General features: G+C 72.0%; 25 protein-coding genes and 1 pseudogene. 15 read left to right on the top strand and 11 right to left on the bottom strand.

Going from position 1 to position 19,771, the window contains the following annotated elements:
* Positions 1-79: 79 nt before the first annotated feature.
* On the bottom strand, positions 80-508 hold the full coding sequence (locus tag ACFQSB_RS18640; protein ID WP_380827940.1) for an HflX-like GTP-binding protein: 429 nt from the start codon (positions 506-508) through the stop codon (positions 80-82).
* Between the two features lie 302 nt (positions 509-810).
* On the opposite strand from ACFQSB_RS18640, the gene ACFQSB_RS18645 reads away from it, so the two are divergent.
* On the top strand, positions 811-999 hold the full coding sequence (locus ACFQSB_RS18645; protein ID WP_380827941.1) for a hypothetical protein: 189 nt from the start codon (positions 811-813) through the stop codon (positions 997-999).
* Positions 1,000-1,249: 250 nt separating this feature from the next.
* On the opposite strand, the gene ACFQSB_RS18650 is transcribed toward ACFQSB_RS18645, so the two are convergent.
* The 4 genes from ACFQSB_RS18650 to ACFQSB_RS18665 all read right to left on the bottom strand — a co-directional run bounded on the left by ACFQSB_RS18650 (position 1,250) and on the right by ACFQSB_RS18665 (position 3,378).
* Positions 1,250-1,651: a DUF3147 family protein gene (locus tag ACFQSB_RS18650; RefSeq protein WP_354845685.1), complete on the bottom strand. Its 402-nt coding sequence runs from the start codon at positions 1,649-1,651 to the stop codon at positions 1,250-1,252.
* Positions 1,648-1,989: a DUF3147 family protein gene (locus tag ACFQSB_RS18655; RefSeq protein ID WP_380827943.1), complete on the bottom strand. Its 342-nt coding sequence runs from the start codon at positions 1,987-1,989 to the stop codon at positions 1,648-1,650. Before ACFQSB_RS18655 ends, ACFQSB_RS18650 begins: the two co-directional genes overlap by 4 nt.
* 247 nt (positions 1,990-2,236) lie before the next feature.
* Positions 2,237-3,082: an SDR family oxidoreductase gene (locus tag ACFQSB_RS18660; protein ID WP_380827944.1), complete on the bottom strand. Its 846-nt coding sequence runs from the start codon at positions 3,080-3,082 to the stop codon at positions 2,237-2,239.
* Positions 3,079-3,378, bottom strand: coding sequence for an antibiotic biosynthesis monooxygenase (locus ACFQSB_RS18665; RefSeq protein WP_380827946.1), 300 nt, complete (start codon positions 3,376-3,378; stop codon positions 3,079-3,081). The genes ACFQSB_RS18660 and ACFQSB_RS18665 overlap by 4 nt, the downstream gene beginning before the upstream one ends.
* A 93-nt stretch (positions 3,379-3,471) precedes the next feature.
* Between ACFQSB_RS18665 and ACFQSB_RS18670 the strand changes: the two genes are divergently transcribed.
* Positions 3,472-3,939 (top strand): MarR family winged helix-turn-helix transcriptional regulator, encoded by a 468-nt coding sequence (locus tag ACFQSB_RS18670; protein ID WP_380827948.1) that lies wholly within the window; start codon positions 3,472-3,474, stop codon positions 3,937-3,939.
* Positions 3,940-3,973: 34 nt separating this feature from the next.
* Here the strand turns inward: ACFQSB_RS18670 and ACFQSB_RS18675 are convergent, their stop codons facing one another.
* A complete protein-coding gene (locus ACFQSB_RS18675) occupies positions 3,974-4,456 on the bottom strand; it encodes a metallophosphoesterase family protein (RefSeq protein ID WP_380827950.1) in 483 nt (160 codons plus the stop codon).
* Between the two features lie 230 nt (positions 4,457-4,686).
* Between ACFQSB_RS18675 and ACFQSB_RS18680 the strand changes: the two genes are divergently transcribed.
* Positions 4,687-5,385 carry a TetR/AcrR family transcriptional regulator gene (locus tag ACFQSB_RS18680; RefSeq protein WP_380827951.1) on the top strand — a complete coding sequence of 233 codons (699 nt, stop codon included), beginning with the start codon at positions 4,687-4,689 and terminating at the stop codon, positions 5,383-5,385.
* On the top strand, positions 5,382-6,170 hold the full coding sequence (locus tag ACFQSB_RS18685; protein WP_380827952.1) for a VOC family protein: 789 nt from the start codon (positions 5,382-5,384) through the stop codon (positions 6,168-6,170). Before ACFQSB_RS18680 ends, ACFQSB_RS18685 begins: the two co-directional genes overlap by 4 nt.
* A gap of 137 nt (positions 6,171-6,307) precedes the next feature.
* Here the strand turns inward: ACFQSB_RS18685 and ACFQSB_RS18690 are convergent, their stop codons facing one another.
* The 3 genes and pseudogenes from ACFQSB_RS18690 to ACFQSB_RS18700 form a co-directional block, all read right to left on the bottom strand.
* On the bottom strand, positions 6,308-6,511 hold the full coding sequence (locus ACFQSB_RS18690; protein ID WP_380827954.1) for a DUF397 domain-containing protein: 204 nt from the start codon (positions 6,509-6,511) through the stop codon (positions 6,308-6,310).
* Positions 6,501-6,970: pseudogene (locus ACFQSB_RS18695) on the bottom strand (Scr1 family TA system antitoxin-like transcriptional regulator). Before ACFQSB_RS18695 ends, ACFQSB_RS18690 begins: the two are co-directional and overlap by 11 nt.
* Positions 6,971-7,138: 168 nt before the next feature.
* Positions 7,139-7,828 (bottom strand): GntR family transcriptional regulator, encoded by a 690-nt coding sequence (locus ACFQSB_RS18700; protein ID WP_380827956.1) that lies wholly within the window; start codon positions 7,826-7,828, stop codon positions 7,139-7,141.
* Between the two features lie 187 nt (positions 7,829-8,015).
* Here ACFQSB_RS18700 and ACFQSB_RS18705 point away from each other — a divergent pair, with 187 nt between their 5' ends.
* The 5 genes from ACFQSB_RS18705 to ACFQSB_RS18725 all read left to right on the top strand — a co-directional run bounded on the left by ACFQSB_RS18705 (position 8,016) and on the right by ACFQSB_RS18725 (position 12,648).
* On the top strand, positions 8,016-9,299 hold the full coding sequence (locus ACFQSB_RS18705; RefSeq protein ID WP_380827957.1) for an MFS transporter: 1,284 nt from the start codon (positions 8,016-8,018) through the stop codon (positions 9,297-9,299).
* 31 nt (positions 9,300-9,330) lie between these two features.
* On the top strand, positions 9,331-10,143 hold the full coding sequence (locus ACFQSB_RS18710; protein WP_380827958.1) for a LamB/YcsF family protein: 813 nt from the start codon (positions 9,331-9,333) through the stop codon (positions 10,141-10,143).
* Complete coding sequence (locus ACFQSB_RS18715; protein ID WP_380827960.1) at positions 10,140-10,871, top strand: 5-oxoprolinase subunit B family protein; 732 nt, start codon at positions 10,140-10,142, stop codon at positions 10,869-10,871. Before ACFQSB_RS18710 ends, ACFQSB_RS18715 begins: the two co-directional genes overlap by 4 nt.
* Complete coding sequence (locus ACFQSB_RS18720; RefSeq protein ID WP_380827962.1) at positions 10,864-11,760, top strand: 5-oxoprolinase subunit C family protein; 897 nt, start codon at positions 10,864-10,866, stop codon at positions 11,758-11,760. Before ACFQSB_RS18715 ends, ACFQSB_RS18720 begins: the two co-directional genes overlap by 8 nt.
* Before the next feature lie 105 nt (positions 11,761-11,865).
* Positions 11,866-12,648 (top strand): putative hydro-lyase, encoded by a 783-nt coding sequence (locus tag ACFQSB_RS18725; protein ID WP_380827964.1) that lies wholly within the window; start codon positions 11,866-11,868, stop codon positions 12,646-12,648.
* Between the two features lie 397 nt (positions 12,649-13,045).
* Here ACFQSB_RS18725 and ACFQSB_RS18730 read toward each other — a convergent pair whose 3' ends face one another.
* A complete protein-coding gene (locus ACFQSB_RS18730; RefSeq protein ID WP_380827965.1) occupies positions 13,046-13,909 on the bottom strand; it encodes an SGNH/GDSL hydrolase family protein in 864 nt (287 codons plus the stop codon).
* Positions 13,910-14,125: 216 nt separating this feature from the next.
* On the opposite strand from ACFQSB_RS18730, the gene ACFQSB_RS18735 reads away from it, so the two are divergent.
* From ACFQSB_RS18735 to ACFQSB_RS18755, 5 genes are all read left to right on the top strand, one after another.
* Positions 14,126-15,106 (top strand): (2Fe-2S)-binding protein, encoded by a 981-nt coding sequence (locus ACFQSB_RS18735; RefSeq protein ID WP_380827966.1) that lies wholly within the window; start codon positions 14,126-14,128, stop codon positions 15,104-15,106.
* Entirely contained in the window at positions 15,103-15,945 is an 843-nt protein-coding gene (locus tag ACFQSB_RS18740; RefSeq protein WP_380827968.1) for a helical backbone metal receptor, read from the top strand. The genes ACFQSB_RS18735 and ACFQSB_RS18740 overlap by 4 nt, the downstream gene beginning before the upstream one ends.
* A gap of 61 nt (positions 15,946-16,006) precedes the next feature.
* The gene (locus ACFQSB_RS18745) at positions 16,007-16,726 is read left to right on the top strand and encodes an MgtC/SapB family protein (protein ID WP_380827969.1); all 720 of its coding nucleotides are present in this window, start codon (positions 16,007-16,009) and stop codon (positions 16,724-16,726) included.
* Between the two features lie 111 nt (positions 16,727-16,837).
* Complete coding sequence (locus ACFQSB_RS18750; protein WP_380827970.1) at positions 16,838-17,341, top strand: DUF6789 family protein; 504 nt, start codon at positions 16,838-16,840, stop codon at positions 17,339-17,341.
* Positions 17,342-17,474: 133 nt separating this feature from the next.
* Positions 17,475-18,926: an N-acetylmuramoyl-L-alanine amidase gene (locus tag ACFQSB_RS18755; protein ID WP_380827973.1), complete on the top strand. Its 1,452-nt coding sequence runs from the start codon at positions 17,475-17,477 to the stop codon at positions 18,924-18,926.
* A gap of 84 nt (positions 18,927-19,010) precedes the next feature.
* On the opposite strand, the gene ACFQSB_RS18760 is transcribed toward ACFQSB_RS18755, so the two are convergent.
* On the bottom strand, positions 19,011-19,253 hold the full coding sequence (locus ACFQSB_RS18760) for a hypothetical protein (protein ID WP_354921747.1): 243 nt from the start codon (positions 19,251-19,253) through the stop codon (positions 19,011-19,013).
* 204 nt (positions 19,254-19,457) lie between these two features.
* Between ACFQSB_RS18760 and ACFQSB_RS18765 the strand changes: the two genes are divergently transcribed.
* On the top strand, positions 19,458-19,667 hold the full coding sequence (locus tag ACFQSB_RS18765; protein ID WP_380827974.1) for an EF-hand domain-containing protein: 210 nt from the start codon (positions 19,458-19,460) through the stop codon (positions 19,665-19,667).
* Positions 19,668-19,771: the final 104 nt, after the last annotated feature.

Here is a 19,771-nt window from a genome sequence, read left to right on the forward strand (position 1 = left end):
TCCCGGCCGAGACCGGCCGCGACGGCGGCGCCGCTCGCCGTAGCCGCGTTCCCGGCAGTGCCCCCGTGAGGACGCCCGCCTATGGCACCAGGTCCTGCGAGGAGAGCACGGGGCAGTTGAACAGACCGGTGAGGGTCTCGACCTGGTGCGCGGTCAGCGGGTTGAGAAAGATCACAGCGTCGGCACGGGTCCTCTCCCGCACCAGCGCGATCTCCTCCACCTTGCCGGCGCTGACCAGCGTGCGGGACGAATAGGGCGCGTCCATCGTCCGCGCCCCGCCGTCCGAGACGCCCCGGCGCTGGACGAAGCGTCCCACCACCTGCGCGCCCAGGGCCGCCACCGCGCTCGCGAACTCGTCCATGATCACCAGGTAATGCCGCTCCTTGGCGGAGAAGTAGCCGACGAGCACGACGTCCATGCCCGTCAGCTCCCCCGGCGGCGGCACCTTCGCCGGCCGGGCGCCGCGCTCCGCGCGGCCACCGCGCCGCATGCGTCGATGTGGCTTCACGACCGACACGGTAGCGACCGGACGACCGGCCTCCTACCTTCCTCGCCCAGCTCCCTGCCGCCGTCGCCCGTCATCGCCGTTCCCCGACCTGGGGCGCGACGCCCATGGCCGACCTTCCCCCGCGGCGCGACGCCCCCCGGAAAAAGGCATTCGATAACCGCTATCGCCGCCCCCTACTTCGGCGGTGGTGAAACAGAAGCGGAGCGATAAGGCATGGATAGCGACCCCCCATACCTTCGTAAATGTCACCAGGAAAACGGTGAGGGAAACAAGCCGAAGGCCACAAAAAAGGGGTCAGCGAAATGATGAAGAACATGAAGTCCGCCGCCGCCCGCATCGCCGTCATCGCCATCTTCGCCACCGCCGGAAGCGCCGCCGTCGCGGGCATGTCCATGGCCGACGCGACGCCCCCGGCGGACACGCAGACCCAGAGCTCGACCCCGACTCCCACCCCCACCCCCACCAGTGACAACAGCACTCCCTGGATCTGATCGACCGCTCGTGGCAGACGGCTGAGGTGCGGCCGGAGACAACGTCTCCGGCCGCATCAGTCATTTTCCGGGAATTATTGGGGGAACAGCCGAGCAGTTCCACGGAAACAGCGCATCGCACTCTTATCGCCGACCACCCCTACCGCGCTATCGGGCCCCCTATTCGCCCGGCGCCCAGCGTTTTCCCACCTTCGGTTCCCGGCGCCCTGAGGTGAGGGATCTCCATCCTCCCGGTGACAGCCCGGCACACCTATCTCGTGTGACGCCGCACCGCCAGGTAGAGGACCGCGGAGACGATCATCCAGGCCACGGTCGCCAGCGCCAGCGCCGGCACCGCCGGGACGCGGCCGGCCAGCGCCCAGACGCACACCGCGAAGACGATCATCCCGATCGCGCCCAGCACCGCGCCCCTGGCGTCCTGCGCGACCGGGACCCGGCTGTGCTCCTCGTCCTGGATCAGCGTGAGCGTGGCGGCCATGACGGCGGGAAAGGCCAGGAACACCCCGCCCGCGGTGACCCCCCAGCGCTGCCCCACCAGGCCGGCGATCACGGAGACCACCATGCCGAAGGCGAAGCGCAGCCCCATCCCGGGCAGCGAGATCTCGCGGATCTTCTCGGGGTGCACGCGGATCCTGCCGGGATCGTCGTTCACGTGATCAGCTCCCAGCCGAGGGCCGCGACGGCCGCCCAGATCACCATCGCCACCGCGCTGCCGGCGGTGGCGCCGAGCCGCCGCGTCAGCGGGACCGCCGAAGCGCAGTAGGCGACCAGCGCCACCGCCCCGACGACCATGCCGTGCCCCGCCTCGGCCACCTGGCGCTCCCCCAGCACCAGCAGCGTCACGGCCATCCCCGCGAGCGCGACGGCGGGGCCGGCGGCGAAGATGCCGGCGAACCGCTTCGGGCTCACGATCTCGCCGACGAGGGCGAAGGCCATGACCAGCAGCCCCCCGCACAGCCCGCGCACGGCGATCGTCCACACCTCGCCCATCCGCCCACCTCCCCCGGCCGGGAGCCGCCCCTCCCGGCTCGATCCCGGGTACATTCCCCTCCCGGCGCCACGGATCCGCCCGGCGGAGCCCATCGATGCTCCGGAACCGATGGACGGGAGCACGGAACCGCCGGACGAGCGTCGCGGAACGGCCGGCGAAAGGCTCAGCGCCGCGGAACCGGTCGGACTCCTCGGGCGCCGCGGAACCGGTCGGACTCCTCAGGCGCCGCGGAACCGGTCGGACTCCTCAGGCGCCGCGGATCCGGTCGGCGTAGTCGCGGGCGAAGTCGCCGAACGACCGGGCGGGCCGCCCCATGACGTCGGGGAAGTCCGATGTGGTGAAGTCCCCCCAGCCACGTGCGTACGCGGTGCCGTACTCGGCGTTGACCGCGGCGATCCAGTCGGGCAGCCCGGCGCCGAGCATGGCCTCGTAGGCCTCCCTCTCGCTCAGCGCGTGGTAGTCGACCGGCGTGCCATAGATGATCTGGAGCCGCTCGGCGGCCTCCTTGAGCGAGATGCCGGCCGGCCCGGTCAGGGTGTAGACCTTCCCCTCGTGGGACTGCGGCTCGGTGAGGACGCGGGCGGCGAAGTCGCCGATGTCCCGCACGTCGATCATGCCGACCCGCCCGTCGCCGAGGCCCCCGTACAGGGTGCCGCCGTTCACCGAGCCGAACAGGTTCTGCATGAAGAAGTGCGGCCGGATGATGGTCCATCGCAGGCCGGAGGCCATCAGCTCGGCGTCGGACAACGCGTGCAGCCGGCCGTTGCGGGTGGGGGCGTCATGGCCGGCGCCGACGGCGGACATGCGCACGATGTGGCGCACCCCCGCCTGACGGGCGGCCCAGACGGCGTTCATGGAGGCGTGCGGGGCCTGCGGGCCCATCGCGGTGAGCAGCCACACGGTGTCGGCCCCGTCGAACGCCGGGCCGAGGGTGCGGGGCTGCTCCAGGTCGCCGACGACGACCTCCGCCCCGGGAAGGTCGGGCGCCTGGCTAGGGTCGCGCACGAGCAGGCGGACGCCGTCCGTGGTCGGCAGCGAGCGCAGGAGCGCGCTGGAGACGGCGCCGGTGGCGCCGGTGATCAGGGTGGTCATGACTGTTCCTCGTCTTCGATGGTGCCCTCCTCGGCGGACACCACGTGGTCGATGGCCTCGAAGAAGGCCTTGATGCCGGGCAGGTTCGCACCCTTGGCCCGCGATTCGGCGAAGTCCTCGGCGGTCCGCCAGTGCACGATGTCCAGCCAGTCGTCGCCGGGCAGGCGCACCAGCCGGGCGCCGAGGAAGCCGGCGCGGTCGGCGCGGAAGTCGGCGAGCATGGCCGGACGGGCGGCGAGCAGGCGGCGCACCTGATCGGGTGCCACATGGAATCTGGTCAGTTCTACGGTTGTCATCGCTGTCTCCTGATGTGAGCAGGCGACTTCGACGTTATAGTAAGAATCAGTGACTATCAAGTTCAGTGACTAGTTGACGGACGGATGGCCCCCATGCGGCGCAGCGAACGCAAGAAGACCGACCCCGATCTCGGCATCATGGCCGGCCAGATGCTGTTCGCCGTCCAGCGGGAGATGTTCGAGACCCTCGCCCTGCACGGCCACCCCCACCTGCGGCCACGGCACGGCGCCGTCCTGGCGTACCTCGACGAGGAGGGCAGCCGCGCCACCGACCTGTCACAGCAGTCCGGCCAGCACAAGCAGGTGATCGGCACACTGGTGGACGAACTGGTCGAGCTCGGCTACGTGCGCCGCGAGCCCGACCCGCAGGACCGGCGGGCCAAGCTCATCGTCCCCACCCCGCTCGGCCTGGACGAGATGCGACGGTCGGACGCCATCGTCGCCGACATCGAGCGCCGGCACGCCGAGGCCGTCGGCGAGGACGTCTACACCGTCTTCAAACAGGCCTTCCGCCAGATCGTCCACCTCCAGCGCACCCACCCCCCCGCCTCCGCCGACTAACGGGCACGGCAGGGCGGACGCGGCCGCGTGTTCGTCAGGTGACCGGGATGATTTCGGCGGTCAGCAGGCGGCCGTCTTCGATGTGGAGGACGCCGATGGTGCCGTGGGGCTGGCGGCGGCGGTCGGTGGGGGAACCGGGGTTGAAGACGCGCAGCCCTTCCTCGGCGTGGTCCAGCGGGATGTGCGAGTGGCCGAACACCACCAGATCGGCGGACGGGAAGCGCCTGCGCATGCGGGCCCAGCGCCCCTTGGCCGCGCCGCTGTCGTGGATCATGGCCACCCGCAGCCCGCCGAGGTCGAGTTCCAGCGTCTCGGGGGCGTCCACGTCCGGGCCGTCGTTGTTGCCCTTCACCGCGTGGACCGGCGCGTACGCGGCCAACTCATCCAGGACGCCGGCCGTGCACACGTCCCCGGCGTGCAGGATGACGTCGGCGCCCCGCAGGTGATCGGCCACCCGAGGCGGACACGACTTCCAGAACCGCGGAGCATGCGTGTCGGACAGAACGACGACCCTCATGAGACACCCCTTGCCCCACGCACCCACCCCCCACTCCCGAGCGCCCCGGCACGATGACCGTCATCAGCCCACTGAGCCATGCCGTGCGATTATTCGTGACTTTCGGTAGCTGTTGAGTTCGATCGTCCAGCAGAGCCTTCATGTGGATACCGCTCACCCGGGACCGGGGCGTCGATGTCGCTCTGCGTCAGAGATTGACTATGGGGCAGCCATAGTCAATTCTGTCGTCTGTGGAACCAGTACCACCAGGCGAGCAGGCACCGGCGCGTTCCTATCGTTCGAGCCGCCGGGAGGAGCAGGCACGCCGCACCGAGCGCCGGGTGATCGAGGCCGCGACCTCGGTGTTCGTGGCGAAGGGATATGCCGGCACCACGATGCGCGCCGTGGCGGCGGCGGCCGGTGTCTCGGTGCCGACCGTCGAGTTGCTGTTCGGCACCAAGGCGCGCCTGCTCAAGGCCGCCATCGACGTCGCGATCGCCGGTGATGATGAGGCGGTCCCGGTGCTGGAACGCGGCTGGACGGTGGCAGCGCTGAACGCCGCCGGCGCGGAGGAGTTTCTCGATGTCGTCGCCGGCGTGCTCGGCCCGGCCCAGGCGCGTTCCGCCGGCCTGGTTCTGGCGGTGTTCGAGGGATCCGCGGCCGATCCCGGGCTGGCCGACGTCGCCGAGCAGATGATCGCGCAGCGCGAGATCACCGCCGACTGGGTCGTCGACGGGCTGACCGCCAAGGCGGCCCTGCGCAGCGGCCTGGGCAGGCAGGACGCCATCGACACCGTGTGGATCCTGATGGACCCCGCACTGTTCGACCGACTGGTCCGTCGCCGTGGCTGGACGGTCGAGCGCTATCAGGACTGGTTCGCCCGCTCCGCCGGCCGGCTGCTCATCGACGACACCCCCGGATCCGTCCACCACCGAAGGAGAACGACGTGACCCGACCCACCCCCGCCATGGGCCAGTACCCGCCCGAGGGCGGCATCGCCTACCTGCAACTGCCCGCCACCGACGTGGCCCGCTCCGCGGCCTTCTACCAGGCGGCCTTCGGCTGGTCCGCCGACAGCGAGCACGGCGGCTTCGAAGCACCCGGGATGATCGGCCAGTGGACCACCGATCTGACGCCGGCCCGCGATGCCGGGCCGGTCGTCTGGGTCTGGGTCGACCAGTTGTATCCCGCGCTGCAACGGGTGGAGGCCGCCGGTGGCCGGGTTCGTGGCCGCCCCCAGCCGGACGGCGGCGAACGCTGGCTGGCTGAGATCGACGACCCCGCGGGCAACCGGCTCGGCGTCGTCGCGCCGGCCCGCACCGCCCAGGCCCAGACGATGCTCGCCGTCAGCGACGTCGAGGCATCCAGCCGCTGGTACCAGCAGCTCCTCGGCCTGCGCAGCGACCACGGCGGGCCGGAGTACGAACGCCTGCTCGCCGACGGCGTCCTCGTGCTCCAACTCCACCAGCGGCGCGTCGAGCACCACCACGGCCTGTTCACCGACGTCGGCGGCGACGTCGGCAACGGCGTCCTGGTGTGGTTCGGGGAAGTCAGCGACTTCGACGGCGTACTCCAACGCGCAGCCGACCTCGGAGCCACGGTGGTCCGACCGCCGCACCGCAACCCCCCGCAGGGCCAGGGCAACGGGCCGGGCCACCGCGAAATCTGGCTCAAGGACCCCGACGGCTATACGGTCGTGGTCGCCAGCACCGATGGCGAGGCGTACGAGGTGTGATCACCGTCGTCGATCACGAAGCGCTGCACATCGTTGCGCGGAAAGGCTCACTGGGACGAGAGCCGGACTGCCAGAACGGCGGACGAGAGCCCTCGTCGTTGAGAGCTCTCGTCCTGGGGACGGACGCTCCGGAGGGATCAGCCGTCGAAACGGCCGGCCCTCACGCCGGCCAGGAAAGCGGACCACTCGCCGGAGACGCAGGCCAGTACGCCACCGCCGGGATTCTTGCTGTCGCGCACCCCGACCAGACCGGGAACGTCCGAGGCCACCTCGACACATTCTCCGGAGTCGCTACTGAAACTGCTCTTACGCCACCGCGCGTTCGAAAGATCAGGCGCCAATGCGGTTCACCGCTTCCTCTATCAGCCGGAGGGACTGTTTAAACGGTACGGCCTCCGCCCGGATCGCGTCATATCTCTGGATCAATTCAGATATGAGTCGGCGGTCATCGAAGGTGCGACCGAGCGGCTGAGCGTCGGCGAAAGCGGCATAGGGATGACCGTTGCGTTCGGCGATGATGAACCCGCCCATCGCGCCGCAATGCGGCCTGGCCGCGTACGGGACGACCTGGAGCGTCACCTGGGATGACGGGCTATCTCCAGCAGGTGCGTGAGCTGCTCGCGCATGATCTTCGCGTCGCCGATCACATGGCTGATCACGTCCTCGTCGATGACGACGGTGAAGTCCAGCGGCATCTCATTGATCGCACAATGATCGCGAATCGCATATGACACGGATGCGTGCAGGACGATTTCATGAACAAAGGAATGGGACACAGAGCGCTGGGAGGGCTCACCCATCGGCGGAAATACACCCCCGACGGGAATCGCGGCTTGGACCGAATGGCGGGGAGCTCGAGGGGCGGGCCCCTCGATCGGGGGTCGAAGGGGGCTTGCCCCTGGGAAATACAGCCCGAGCCGGAGCGCCCCCAGGGCGCGGAGGCGAGGACCATGGGTGACCGGTGGCGGTCAGGTGTGGGCGGTGACGAGTTGGTGTTCGGCGTCGGTGAGGTAGTCGCTGAGGGCGCGTTCGGCGCCTTCGGTGTCGCCGGTCTCGATGAGCTGGAGGATGTCGCGGTTGCGCCACAGGTACGGCTCGTGGAAGGCGCGGGGGTTGGCCATCTCCAGGAAGCTCAGCCGTAGCTCGGCGAGCAGGCGGCGCATGGTCTCGTCCAGGCGGGGACTGCCGGTGAGGTGCACGATCGCCTGGTGGAAGCGGATGTTGGCGGTGCCGACGTCCTCCCACCGCTCCTCGGCCGCCGCGCGCCCGGCGGCGGCGACGGCCTCGCGCAGGTCGGCGAGTGCCTCGGCGGAGGGGCGGCCGGACTGGCGGATCGCCGAGCATTCGATCAGGCGCCGGACGCGGTAGAGGTCGACGACGTCCTCGGCGGTGAGCCGGCGGACGAACACGCCCCGGTTGAGTTCGTGGACGAGCAGCCGTTCGTGGGACAGCAGGCGGAATGCCTCGCGCAGCGTGTTGCGGGACACCCCGAGCGCCGCGCCGATCGACTCCTCCGACAGGCGGGTGCCGGGCGAGAACATGCCCTCGGTGATGCGCTCGCGGAGGATGGCGGCGACGCGCTCGGCCGTGCTGGTGCGCCCGAGCAGGGCGCGGTCCTCGGCGAGGCGCTCGGTGACCCCCGCGGCACCATCGGTCACGACGGTTCAGCCCCTTCAATCCCATCGGTGTGAGGTGAAATCCTAGCACGAGGCTATTGCCAGATCGTTGAACGATCCTTATGTTGAATCCACTGGCTCACAGAGCCATGAGGCGCTCGGGGACACCGCTCCGGCCCGCCGGATCCGGTGGCGCCTCCCGTCTGGCAGAGTGGCAGCGAGGTGCGCCATGACGACGTCCAAGCCGGAACCAGCCGCATACCTCCCCCACGACGAGCAGCCCCACAAGGGCGCGTTCGCCTGGTACTCCACGCTCAGCACCAAGGGCCGCAAGGCGTTCGCCGGGGCCTTCCTCGGCTACAGCCTCGACTCCTACGACTTCTGGGTGCTCCCGCTCGGCCTGGTGGCCATCGCGGGCACCTTCGGCCTCGGCACGGCCCAGACCGGGCTGCTCGCCACGGCCACGCTGGTCTGCTCCGCGCTCGGCGGCGTCATCGCGGGCGTGCTCGCCGACCGGGTCGGCCGCGCCCGCACGCTCATGATCACCGTTTCGGTCTACGCGCTGTTCACCGCGCTGTGCGGCATCGCGCCCAACTACGAGACCCTGCTCGGGTTCCGCGCTCTGCAGGGCCTCGGCTTCGGCGGCGAGTGGGCGGCCGGGGCCATCCTGGTCGCCGAGTACGCCCAGGCGCGCCACCGGGGGCGGGCCGTCGCGGTCATCCAGAGCTCGTGGGCCATCGGCTGGGGCCTCGCCGTCCTGGTGTACACGCTGGTGTTCCAGTTCCTGGACGAAGACCTGGCCTGGCGGGTGCTGTTCTGGACCGGCGCGCTCCCGGCGCTGGCGGTGATCTACGTACGGCGCAACGTCACCGACGCGCCGATCTTCACCGAGCAGCGCGCCACCGGCGACCGGGTGTCACCGCTCGCCGTCTTCGGCGACGGCCTGCTGCGCACCACGGTCTTCGCGACGATGCTCGCCACCGGCGTGCAGGGCGGCTACTACACCCTGGCCACCTGGGTGCCCACCTACCTCAAGACCGAGCGCGGCCTGTCGGTCATCGGCACGGGCGGCTACCTGGTCTTCCTCATCACCGGCGCGTTCTGCGGCTACCTGACCGGCGGCTACTTCACCGACAAGATCGGGCGCAAGCGGACCTTCGCCATCTTCTCGGTGCTCAGCGGCGCGCTCATCCTGCTGTACACACAGCTTCCGAGCTCGGCCGGCGAGTACGTGATGTTCCTCGGCTTCCCGCTCGGATTCTGCTCCTCGGCCATCTTCTCCGGCTTCGGGGCCTACCTGGCCGAGCTGTACCCGAGCGCCATCCGCGGCACCGGGCAGGGCTTCACCTACAACGTCGGCCGCGGCCTCGGCGCCTTCTTCCCCACGATCATCGGATACCTCGCGACCGCCTACAGCGTCGGTGGCGCCATGGCGTTCGGCGCGCTGGCGTACGGGCTCGCGGTCGTGGCCCTGCTGGGACTGCCCGAGACCCGGGCCCGGCGCCTTTCCTGACCCACCCGCACGAGTCAATTGGGAGCCCATCGTGTCAGGCCCGATCGCGACGGCCGGCCGCCCAGGCCCGGTCACGACCGTCGACCTCAACTCCGACCTCGGTGAGGGGTTCGGCCGCTGGAGCCTCGGCGACGACGAGGCGCTGTTGTCGGTCGTCACCAGCGCCAACGTGGCCTGCGGCTTCCACGCGGGCGACCCGACGATCATGCGGCGCACGTGCGCGACCGCGTCCGCGCTCGGCGTCGCGATCGGCGCCCAGGTGAGCTACCGCGACCTGGCCGGCTTCGGGCGGCGCTTCATCGACGTGCCGCCCGAGACGCTGACCGACGAGATCGTCTACCAGATCGGGGCCCTGGACGCGTTCGCCCGGCTGGCCGGGACGCGGGTGAGCTACGTCAAGCCGCACGGCGCCCTGTACAACGCGATCGTCCACCATGAGGAGCAGGCGGCCGCGGTCGTCGCGGCCGTCCGCGCCTACGATCCCACGCTGCCGGTGCTCGGCCTGCCCGGCTCGCAGTGGCTGCGCCTGGCCAGGGAGGCGGGCCTGACCGTCGTCCCCGAGTGCTTCGCCGACCGGGCCTACACTCCCCAGGGCACCCTGGTCCCGCGCGGCGAGCCGGGCGCTGTGCTGGACGACCCCGGCGAGGTGGCCGAACGCTGCCTGCGCATGGCGCGCGGCGAGCCGATCACCGCGATCGACGGCACGCCGCTGACGGTCACGGCCGCGTCGATCTGCGTGCACGGCGACACCCCCGGCGCGGTCGCCATGGCCCGGCGGGTACGGGCCGCGCTGGCCGCGGGCGGCGTCGAGGTGGCGCCCTTCATCGGGAACCGGGCGCCATGAGCCCGCGCCTGCGCAGGTGCGGGGACAGCGCCGTACTGGTCGAGCTGGACGGGGTCGAAGAGGTCCTGGCCCTGTACGAAGCGCTCGCCGCCGACCCGCCGCCCGGGGTGACCGACCTGCTCCCGGCGGCCGGGACGCTGCTGGTCCGCTTCGACGGGCCCCGGCGCCGCGAACCGGTCGAGTCGGCGATCCTGCGTGCCCGTCCGGCGGCCGGCCGGCGCGGGACGGCCGGGGAGGTGACCGTCCCGGTCGTCTACGACGGCGCCGACCTCGCGGACGTGGCGGCCCTGACCGGGCTCTCGGAACGCGAGGTGGTCCAGGCGCACACCGGGACGCCGTGGACGGTGGCCTTCTCCGGCTTCGCCCCCGGCTTCGGGTACCTGGTCGGCGGCGACCCGCGGCTGCGGGTGCCGCGCCGCACCGAGTCGCGGGTGCGGGTCCCCGCCGGGGCGGTGGCGCTGGCGGCCGGGTACAGCGCGGTCTACCCGCGCGAGTCGCCCGGCGGCTGGCGGCTCATCGGCCGCACGCCGCTCTCCGTGTGGGACCTCGCCGCCGACCCGCCCGCCCTCCTGCGCCCCGGCATGCGCGTGCGCTTCACCGAGACCGCGACCGGGATACAGACCGAGGCCGCCCCTGGCCGCGGGGAGGCCCGTACCAAGGTCACCCCCGGCCGCGGGGAAGTCCGGACCGAAGTCGCCCCCGGCCGCGGGGAGGTCCGTCGTGGGTGAGGTGGAGCGGCCGGGGTGGCTGGAGGTGCTGGCCACCGGGCCGCTCACGACCGTGCAGGATCTCGGGCGTCCGGGCCGCGGCGACCTCGGCGTGGGACGGTCAGGCGCGGCCGACCGGGCGGCGCTGCGCCTGGCGAACCGCCTGCTGGCCAACCCCGAGGGCGCCGCCGCGCTGGAGGTCACCCTGGGCGGGCTCCAGGTGCGCGCCCACGGCGACCTGACGATCGCGCTGAGCGGGGCCCCATGCCCCGCGACCGTCACCGACGCCGCCGGCCGGGCGCGGGGAGCCGGCCACCAGGCCGTCGAACGGCTGCCCGACGGAGCCACGCTACGGCTCGGCGTACCCGGGCGCGGCCTGCGCACGTACCTGGCGGTGCGGGGCGGGCTGGACGTGCCGGAGGTCCTCGGGTCCCGGGCGACCGACATCATGGCCGGGGTCGGCCCCGACCGGCCGGCGCGCGGCTCGGCGCTGCCGGTGGGGCCCCCGCCGGAGAGGTTCCCGATCGTGGACCTCGCCCCGGTGACCCCCCTGTACGCCGGGGAGCCCGTCCTTTCCGTCCTGCCCGGACCCCGGGACGACTGGTTCGCCCCCGGAGCGCTCCAGGCGCTGTGCGCCGAGCCGTACGAGGTGACCGTCGACAGCAACCGGGTCGGCATGCGGCTGCGCGGGCCGCGCCTGGAGAGGGTCCGGGAGGGCGAGCTTCCGCCCGAGGGCATGGTGCCGGGCGCGCTGCAGGTGCCGCCGTCGGGGCAGCCGACGCTGTTCCTGGCCGACCACCCCGTCACGGGCGGGTACCCGGTGATCGCGGTGGTCCGCACGTCCGACGTGGACCGGGCGGCGCAGGTCCGCCCCGGCCAGCGCGTCCGGTTCCGCCTGGTGCGCGCGTGACGCACGAGGCCCGCCCATGAAGCACGAGAGCCGCCCCCATGAGGCACGAAGCCCACCCGTGAAGCACGAGAGCCGTCCATGAGGCGCGAGGAAGGAGACGAAGGCATGCTGGATCCCGCTCTGCTGACGCCCGGCGAGGCCCGGTCGCTGTTCCGCGACGGGCTGGTGACGCCCACGTCCGGCTGGTCGGCCGGCTGGACGCAGGCCAACCTGCTGGCGCTCCCCCGGGACCGCGCGTACGACTTTCTGCTGTTCGCCCAGCGCAACCCGCGCCCGTGCCCCGTGCTGGACGTCACCGAGCCGGGCCAGGTCGCCGCTTCCATCTTCGACGGCGACCTGCGCACCGACCTGCCCGCCTACCGGGTGTACGAGAACGGCGAGCAGGTCGCCGAGGTGCCGGACGTGACCGCGTACTGGCGCGACGACCTGGTCTGCTTCCTCATCGGCTGCAGCTTCACCTTCGAGGCCGCGCTGCTGGAGGCGGGGGTGCCCGTGCGGCACCTGGAGACCAGGACGAACGTGCCGATGTACCGCACGAACCGCGACTGCCGGCCCGCGGGCGGGCTGTCCGGGCCCATGGTCGTGTCCATGCGCCCGGTGCCCGCGCACCTGGTCGCGACGGCGGTGCGGGTCACCTCCCGCTACCCGGCCGTGCACGGTGCTCCCGTCCACGTCGGCGACCCCGGCGCGCTGGGCGTGCGCGACCTCGACCGGCCCGACTTCGGCGAGCCGGTCGAGGTGCGGGCGGGAGAGATCCCGGTGTTCTGGGCCTGCGGGGTGACCCCGCAGGCGGCGGTCATGCGCTCGCGCCCGCCGTTCGCCATCGGGCACGCGCCCGGCCACATGGCCATCACCGACGTCAGGGACACCGCCTACCTGGTCCCCTGACCCACACCGACCCGGGCCCCCTGATCGGATCCGAAGGATTCAACGGCGCGCTAATGAACCTTCACCGGCTCGGGCGCCGTAGCAGGCGCCGGCATCGCCGTACCACGACCCGCCGACCCGGCGCCGATCACTGCAGCCCATGGCCGGGGTGGAGAGCCGCGCCCGGTCAACACCTGTGGTCACTGCGCTCCTTCACCGGCTCGGGCGCCGTAGCAGGCGCCGGCATCGCCGTACCACGACCCGCCGACCCGGCGCCGATCACTGCAGCACATGGCCGGGGATGGAGAGCCGCGCCCGGTCAACGTCACCGCGCTAGCGGTCGTCGAGGGAGTCCGGGGAGGCCAGGCCGAAGGACGCCGCATAGGAGACCTCCCCGAGCACCTTTGTGGTCACCGCGTTAGCGGTCGTCGAGGGAGTCCGGGGAGACCAGGCTGAAGGAGGCCGCGTAGGTGACCTCGGCGAGGATCTTCTGGCCGTTGGTGTTGGGGTGGAAGTAGTCCCAGGTGCTGAGGTCCGCGAGCGCGAACGGGTACCCGAAGACGGCCCCGCCGTCGTACCGGCAGGCGGGCCGCTCGGCGCACACCTGCGACAGCACCGTGTTGTAATCGGCGACGCGCTGGCGCACCCGGTCGCGCCGGGCGGCGTCGGCCGCGTCGGTCGAGCGGGGACGGGCGAGCATCGACTGGCAGATGTCCAGTGCGGCCCACGCGGTGCGCGCGGCGAGGTTGCCCTTGCCGACCTCCCACAGCCGCTTGAGGTCCGGCACGCTGGCGACGAAGATCGACGCCTCGGGCAGCCCGGTGGAGAGGGTGTCGATGGTGGCGCGGAACCTCGTCTCGAAGTCGGCCACCGAGGTCATGCCGTCCTCGGAGGAGGCGCACGCGTCGTTGGCTCCGATCAGGATGGTCACGTAGTCCACGCCCTGCGAGACGGCCTTCTGCGCCTGCCCGGGCATGTCGGCCACCGTGGCGCCGGACTTGGCGTCGTTGTGGGCGACCAGGGACGGGTTGGCGGCTCTGAGGCGCAGGTAGTGGCTGTTGACCGAGCTGCTGGACCCGGTGGACCACGACCGGGAGGTGCAGTCCAGGTAGAAGCCGCAGGCGTTGAAGCCGCGCGTGATGGAGTCGCCCATCGAGGCCATCGAACCGGGGACCGGCGGGGCCGCGGCGAGGGCCGGGGACGGGAGCGCCACGGCGAAGGCGGGGAGGAAGACGAACGCTACTGCGGACAGGAGGACGAGGGTGCGGCGGCGGATGTCCAAGCTGGCTCCTGGGGTGATCCCCCGATCGGCTGTTGCTCAGACTGTCGGCCCGTCCCGGCCGGTTGACAACCTCACACCACAAGTTACTGACTTGTTGGTAACATCCGGCCGGCCCGGCCACCGGCCCGCGCCGCTTACCGGACGGGTACGTTCGCACGGGCCTGATGCGAAGATTGACCGGGTCAGGCGTACCGAAGCGGACCGGGGGTGAGGGGTGTGCGGGCGGATACAGGTCTCGTCGCCGAGACCCTCGCCGAACTCTCGGCCATCGGTCCGTACTACGCCATCTCCCCCGGCCCTGGCTTCGGGGAGGACGGGGGCTGGCGTCCGCTGAGTGAGCTCGTGACGGACACCGGAGCGCTGCGCGCGAAGATCGAGGATTACCAGCGGCGGCTCGGCGCCGAGGAGATCCGCGTCGCCGCCTCCATCCTGTTCCAGGGGCTCGCAGCCCGGCTGTGGTCGCCGATCGTCGGCGCCGTCGCCGCACGCGGCCTGATCCCGGCCGAGGCCCCGTCGGACATCCACTGGCGCCCGGCTCCCACCGGCCCCCTGCCGCTACGCGCCGCCGTCACATCCCACTGGGTCGTCCTGCCGGACGAGGGGGGCTCCTTCAGGGAGGCCCTGCCGGTCGGCGGGGGCTCGTCGGCGCGAGATGTGCCGGCCGGTGGGACCTTCTCCTGCGGCACCCTCCCCGAAGGCGGGGCCGAGTCGCAGGGCGGCGCCGGGTCGCAGGGCGAGGGCGGACCGGAGGGCGGTGGCGGGCCGCAGGGCAGGGACGGGTCGCAGGGCGCAGGAGGGGCGGCCGAGGTGGCCTATCGGGTGGTCGTGACCGAGTTGCTGGAACCCCTGCTGGGCGCCGTCCGCGAGATCGCCGGGGTCTCCGTGCCGCTCCTGTGGGGGAACGCCGCCTCTTCGCTCGCCGGGACGTTGCGCACCCTCCCCGTCGCGCGACCGGACCTCGGCCCGCGCGCCGCGCGGTTCGTGCGCGAGGTGCTCGGGCTCGGCGTGCTGGCCGACACCGGGCGCCTCGCCGAGCCCGCGCCCGGCTGGTACTCCTTCGTGCGGGTGAGCTGCTGCCTGTACTACCGCGTTCCCGGCGGCGGGATGTGCGACGACTGCGCCCTGCTCGACCCGGCGGTCCGCGAGGCGCAGTGGGCGCACGCCGCGCGACGGGCGGGAGAAGGGGCGGGGGCATGAGACTCCTCCACGACGATCTCGGCCTCGCCGTGCCGGTCCCGGGTCGGGTGCGCCGGGTGGTGTCCCTGGTCCCCTCGCTGACCGAATCGGTCGCGGCGACGGCTCCAGGGCTGCTCGCCGGCGCGACCGACTGGTGCTCGCACCCCGCCGATCTCCAGGTGACCCGGGTGCGCGGCACCAAGAACCCCGACGTGGACGCCATCGTGGCGCTGCGTCCGGACCTGGTCGTGGCGAACGAGGAGGAGAACCGCGTCCCCGACCTGGACGCGCTGCGCGCGGCGGGCGTGCCCGTCTGGGTCACGGTCGTCCGCACGCTCGACGACGCGTTCGCCTCTCTGCGCCGGCTGCTGGTCACGGCCCTTGGCCTGCCCGAGCCCGCCTGGCTCTCCGCCGCCGAACGAGCCTGGAACACCGGCACCGGCACCCGTCTCGGGCCGGATGGCGTCGCGGGCTCGACGGGCGCCGCCGGAGGGGTGCGGCGGGCGGTGATCCCGGTGTGGCGGAAACCGTGGATGGTGGTGGGGCGGGACACCTTCGCCGGGGACCTGCTGATGCGCCTGGGCGTGCGCAACATCTACGCCGGCCACGCCGAGCGCTACCCGCGCATCCCCCTTCCCGAGCTGCTGGACGCCCGTCCCGACCTGGTGGTCCTGCCGGACGAGCCGTACCGGTTCACCCTCGGCGACGGGCCTGGCTTCTTCCCCGGCGTCCCGGCCGCGCTGGTCAGCGGCCGGCACCTCACCTGGTACGGTCCGTCGCTGGCCGAGGCCCCCCGCGTGGTCGCCGACGCGCTCGCCGCCGCCCGCGCGGCTCCCCCTCCGGACGAACAACCGCGCTGACCTGCGCAGACGTGCGGCGTGCTCTCGTGGTGGGAGGGCGGGGCTGTTCTAATCTGGTCGGATGGTGGCGGCATATCTCGGCGGCCTCCCCGGGCAGGGCTGGACACAGGTCGGGGAGCTCGCCCTGGCGTTCGTCTTGTCGGCGGCCATCGGGGTCGAGCGCGAGATCCGCCAGAAGAGCGCGGGCCTGCGCACGCACATCCTCGTCGGGTTCGCCGCCGCCCTGATCATGCTGGTGTCCAAGTTCGGCTTCCAGGACGTCCTCGGGCACAACGTGAACCTGGACCCGTCCCGCGTGGCCGCGCAGATCGTGTCGGGCATCGGTTTCATCGGCGCGGGGCTGATCTTCATCAGGCGGGACGCCGTGCGCGGCCTCACCACGGCCGCGACGATCTGGCTGACCGCCGCCGTCGGGATGGCGTCCGGGGCGGGGCTGTGGCTGCTGGCGATCATAGTCACCATCGGCCATTTCATCGCGGTGTTCGTGCTGGCCCCGGTCTCGGACATGCTGCCCCGTTCCAAGTACGCGCCGTCGCGCGTCCACCTTTCGTACCTGCCGGGCCGTGGGGTGCTGCGGCGGGTGCTGGAGGTGTGCAGCGGCCAGGGGTTCACCATGAGCGAGGTGTCGGTCGACCAGCGCGCCGAGAAGGACCCTTCCGCGGTGACGCTGTGGCTCAGCGTGCACGGACCGGGGCCGGTCGCGGAGCTGACGGCCACGCTGACCGAGATCGACGGCGTCCTCGCCGTCTCCGGCCACGACGCCGACTCGGCCATCCCGTGACCGAGAACGACGGGGTGCTCACCCTCTCCGGCCGCGACGCCGGCTCGCGGCCGTTTCCCGGCCGCGCGGGCCGCCCGTTTTCGGGACCGGCCGTGAGGGCAGGTAGCGGCAATGATCCGTGACCTCGTCAAAGGCGCCGTCAGCGGCACGATCGCGACCGCCGCCCACACTGTCGTCATGATGACCGGGAGCCGGGCCGGGCGGTCGTGGAAGCCGCCGCCCAAGCACATCGTCCGAGCGGTGCTGCCCGGCTCGAAACACCGGCCCAAGCCGGGCGAGAACGTGCTGGCGACGGTCGCGCACGTCGGCTTCGGCGCGACCGCCGGCGGGCTGTTCGCGATCCCGTTCCGGCGGCGCCGTCCCCGCGTGGCGGAGGGCATGGCGTACGGGCTGGCGATCTGGCTGGTCAGCTACCAGGGGTGGGTGCCGGGCCTCGGCGCCATGCCGCCCGCCCACCGCGACCGGCCGGGCCGGCAGGCCGTCCTGGCCGCCGCGCACGTGACGTACGGGGCGGCGCTGGTGCTCGCCCTCAACGCGCTCCGCCGTGACGAGGGGAGATCCGCCGAGATGGGCCCCGTCTCCCGCGAACGCCCGCTCACCCCCACCGGCCGCTGACCCCGCCGCTCCCGGGGTACGGCCGCGTCCGTTTCATGCGGATGTATGGGTTTTGGAGCTTTCTTATATGAGTCCTCCGGACGCTGTACGGCACGGCGCTTCGCACCAGGAGCGCCCGTGTTGAGGAGGACCCATGATGGCTTTCCGCGTCCGCCGCCCGCATCGCCTGGCGGTGGCGCTGGCCGGTCTGCTCGCGGCTCCGGTCTGCCTGTTCGGCGCACCGGCGAACGCCGCGCCGGCCGCACCGGCCGACCCCTTGGGCGGCGCGTTCAGCGGCGCGGCGGCGAGGTACGAGGTGCCGCGCGATCTGCTCGTCGCGCTGGCCTACGCAGAGACCCACCTCGACGGGCACGACGGCGCGCCCAGCGCGAGCGGCGGGTACGGCGTGATGCACCTGGTCACCAATCCGACGCGCCACACTCTGGAGCAGGCCGCCGCGCTCACCGGCAGGCCGGTCGCGGCGGTGCGGTCCGACAGCGCGGCCAACATCGCCGGCGGCGCCGCGGTGCTGCGCGCCGAGGCCGACGGGCTGGGCCTGCGCGCCGCCGACCGCCGGGACATCGGCAGGTGGTACTCGGCCGTGGCCAGGTACGGCGGGGCCGCGAACCCCTCCTCCGCCCGGCTCTACGCCGACACCGTGTACGACCTGCTCGGCGCCGGCATCCACACCGTCACACCCCGCGGCGAGACGGTGGACGTGCAGGCCAGGACCGTTGAACCCGACCGGGGCGCGTACGCCGACGCGCCCGACCTGAACGCTCCGCGTCTCGCGGCCGCCGCGGACTACCCGAGCGCCCACTGGGCGGCGGCCAGTACCAGTAACTACCGGGTCGGCAGCCGGGGCGCGAGCACGATCGACCGCATCGTCATCCACGTGATGCAGGGCTCGTACGCCGGGACGATCTCCTGGTTCCAGAACCCGAGCGCCAAGGTCTCGGCGCACTACCTGGTGCGGTCGTCGGACGGCGACATCACGCAGATGGTCCGTGAGAAGGACGTCGCCTACCACGCGACCGTCTACAACGACCGTTCCGTCGGGATCGAGCACGAGGGGTACGTCAACGACGCGAGCTGGTTCACCGACGCGATGTACCGCTCGTCGGCGGCGCTGACCCGCTACGTCGCCGACAAGTACGGCATCCCGAAGGACCGCACGCACATCATCGGCCACGCCCAGGTCCCCGGGACCGACCACACCGACCCGGGGCCCAACTGGAACTGGACCAAGTACATGCAGTACGTCACCGGGGGCTCCGGCGGCAACCCGTACACCCCGGAGCAGGTGTGCGGCACCGGCTACAGCGTGATCGACTCGGCCGCGCTCGGCACGTCGGGGACGGTGTACCTGCTGTACGACACCTCCAGCGGCCGCAACTGCGTGGCCACGATCAAGAGCACGTCACTCGGCACGGCCACGGCCACCTCGGCGTACCTGGAGGTGCAGGGATCGACGAGGATCACCGACTCGGGCGACTTCGCCTACTACGCGGGCCCGGTGCGCGCTTCGGCGGCCGACAAGTGCGTGAAGTGGGGCGGTAAAGCCGGTTCGTCCACCTACGACAGCCCTTTCGAACACTGCGGCTGACCGCGCCTGGAGCACCGCGGCCGAGCGCGCCCGGGCCACGGCCGTCCGAGGCCGCCTTCCTCCGGGAGGGCGGCCTCACCGCTCTCAGGGCTGCTCGCCCAGGCGGCGGCGCAGGTCCTCGCGGCGGGCCTCCAGCGTGTTCATGAGCTGTTCCTGCTCGTCGGCCATGGCGATCAGCATGGAGACCTCGGCCGCGTCGGTCGGGGCCTCGGCACTGCTTCCGACGGTCCCGCGCAGCTCGGCCACGGTCTCGCGGAGCTTCACCAGGTCTTCCTCGACCATGTCGAGCTCTTCCCGTAGCCGGGCCTGGTCACGCTCGGCGGCCATCAGCGCTCCCTTCTTCTCACCAACTCTCACCAACCCCACATACCCATCTGCGGCACGGCAATCCCGGACGGACGTCCGGCCCGCCCTGGTACGGCGCGCGCGGACGCGGAACGGCGCCGCAGGGTGAGGTATGTGAATGAAATCCCGAAATGGTGGCAGTTGGCGCACTAAGGTGCTGGACGACATAACTCGCGAGGAGTGGCTATGAGCGATTACGCGGTGACCTTCGACCTGGTAGACGTCGACAAGGACGGGCTCATCTCGGCCGAGGAACTGCTGCGGCTGATGGACGTGCTCGGCCAGCCCGTGTCCCAGGAGGCCGCCGACGCGGCGGTCCAGAAGCTCGACCTCGACGGCGACGGGCGCATCTCGCTGGAGGAGTTCTCCCGCTACCTCGCCGCCACGACCGGCTGACCCGCCCGAACGGTCATCGAAAGCCCGTCAGGTCGCCGCTCTCACCGGAGGGCCTGGCGGGCACGCAGGTAGATCTCCACGCTCACGCCCCGTAAGAGCCGAAG

It is taken from the genome of Sphaerisporangium rhizosphaerae (assembly GCF_042665155.1).
Taxonomy (GTDB): domain Bacteria; phylum Actinomycetota; class Actinomycetes; order Streptosporangiales; family Streptosporangiaceae; genus Sphaerisporangium; species Sphaerisporangium rhizosphaerae.

Bases quoted from the DNA above. Each gene is read 5' to 3' on its own strand.
- ACFQSB_RS18745 (WP_380827969.1), top strand. From the start codon at position 16,007: ATGGTGGCGGCATATCTCGGCGGCCTCCCCGGGCAGGGCTGGACACAG.
- ACFQSB_RS18765 (WP_380827974.1), top strand. From the start codon at position 19,458: ATGAGCGATTACGCGGTGACCTTCGACCTGGTAGACGTCGACAAGGAC.
- ACFQSB_RS18675 (WP_380827950.1), bottom strand. From the start codon at position 4,456: ATGAGGGTCGTCGTTCTGTCCGACACGCATGCTCCGCGGTTCTGGAAG.
- ACFQSB_RS18655 (WP_380827943.1), bottom strand. From the start codon at position 1,989: ATGGGCGAGGTGTGGACGATCGCCGTGCGCGGGCTGTGCGGGGGGCTG.
- ACFQSB_RS18705 (WP_380827957.1), top strand. From the start codon at position 8,016: ATGACGACGTCCAAGCCGGAACCAGCCGCATACCTCCCCCACGACGAG.
- ACFQSB_RS18760 (WP_354921747.1), bottom strand. From the start codon at position 19,253: ATGGCCGCCGAGCGTGACCAGGCCCGGCTACGGGAAGAGCTCGACATG.
- ACFQSB_RS18750 (WP_380827970.1), top strand. From the start codon at position 16,838: ATGATCCGTGACCTCGTCAAAGGCGCCGTCAGCGGCACGATCGCGACC.
- ACFQSB_RS18740 (WP_380827968.1), top strand. From the start codon at position 15,103: ATGAGACTCCTCCACGACGATCTCGGCCTCGCCGTGCCGGTCCCGGGT.
- ACFQSB_RS18670 (WP_380827948.1), top strand. From the start codon at position 3,472: ATGCGGCGCAGCGAACGCAAGAAGACCGACCCCGATCTCGGCATCATG.
- ACFQSB_RS18715 (WP_380827960.1), top strand. From the start codon at position 10,140: ATGAGCCCGCGCCTGCGCAGGTGCGGGGACAGCGCCGTACTGGTCGAG.
- ACFQSB_RS18660 (WP_380827944.1), bottom strand. From the start codon at position 3,082: ATGACCACCCTGATCACCGGCGCCACCGGCGCCGTCTCCAGCGCGCTC.
- ACFQSB_RS18755 (WP_380827973.1), top strand. From the start codon at position 17,475: ATGATGGCTTTCCGCGTCCGCCGCCCGCATCGCCTGGCGGTGGCGCTG.
- ACFQSB_RS18725 (WP_380827964.1), top strand. From the start codon at position 11,866: ATGCTGGATCCCGCTCTGCTGACGCCCGGCGAGGCCCGGTCGCTGTTC.
- ACFQSB_RS18665 (WP_380827946.1), bottom strand. From the start codon at position 3,378: ATGACAACCGTAGAACTGACCAGATTCCATGTGGCACCCGATCAGGTG.
- ACFQSB_RS18645 (WP_380827941.1), top strand. From the start codon at position 811: ATGATGAAGAACATGAAGTCCGCCGCCGCCCGCATCGCCGTCATCGCC.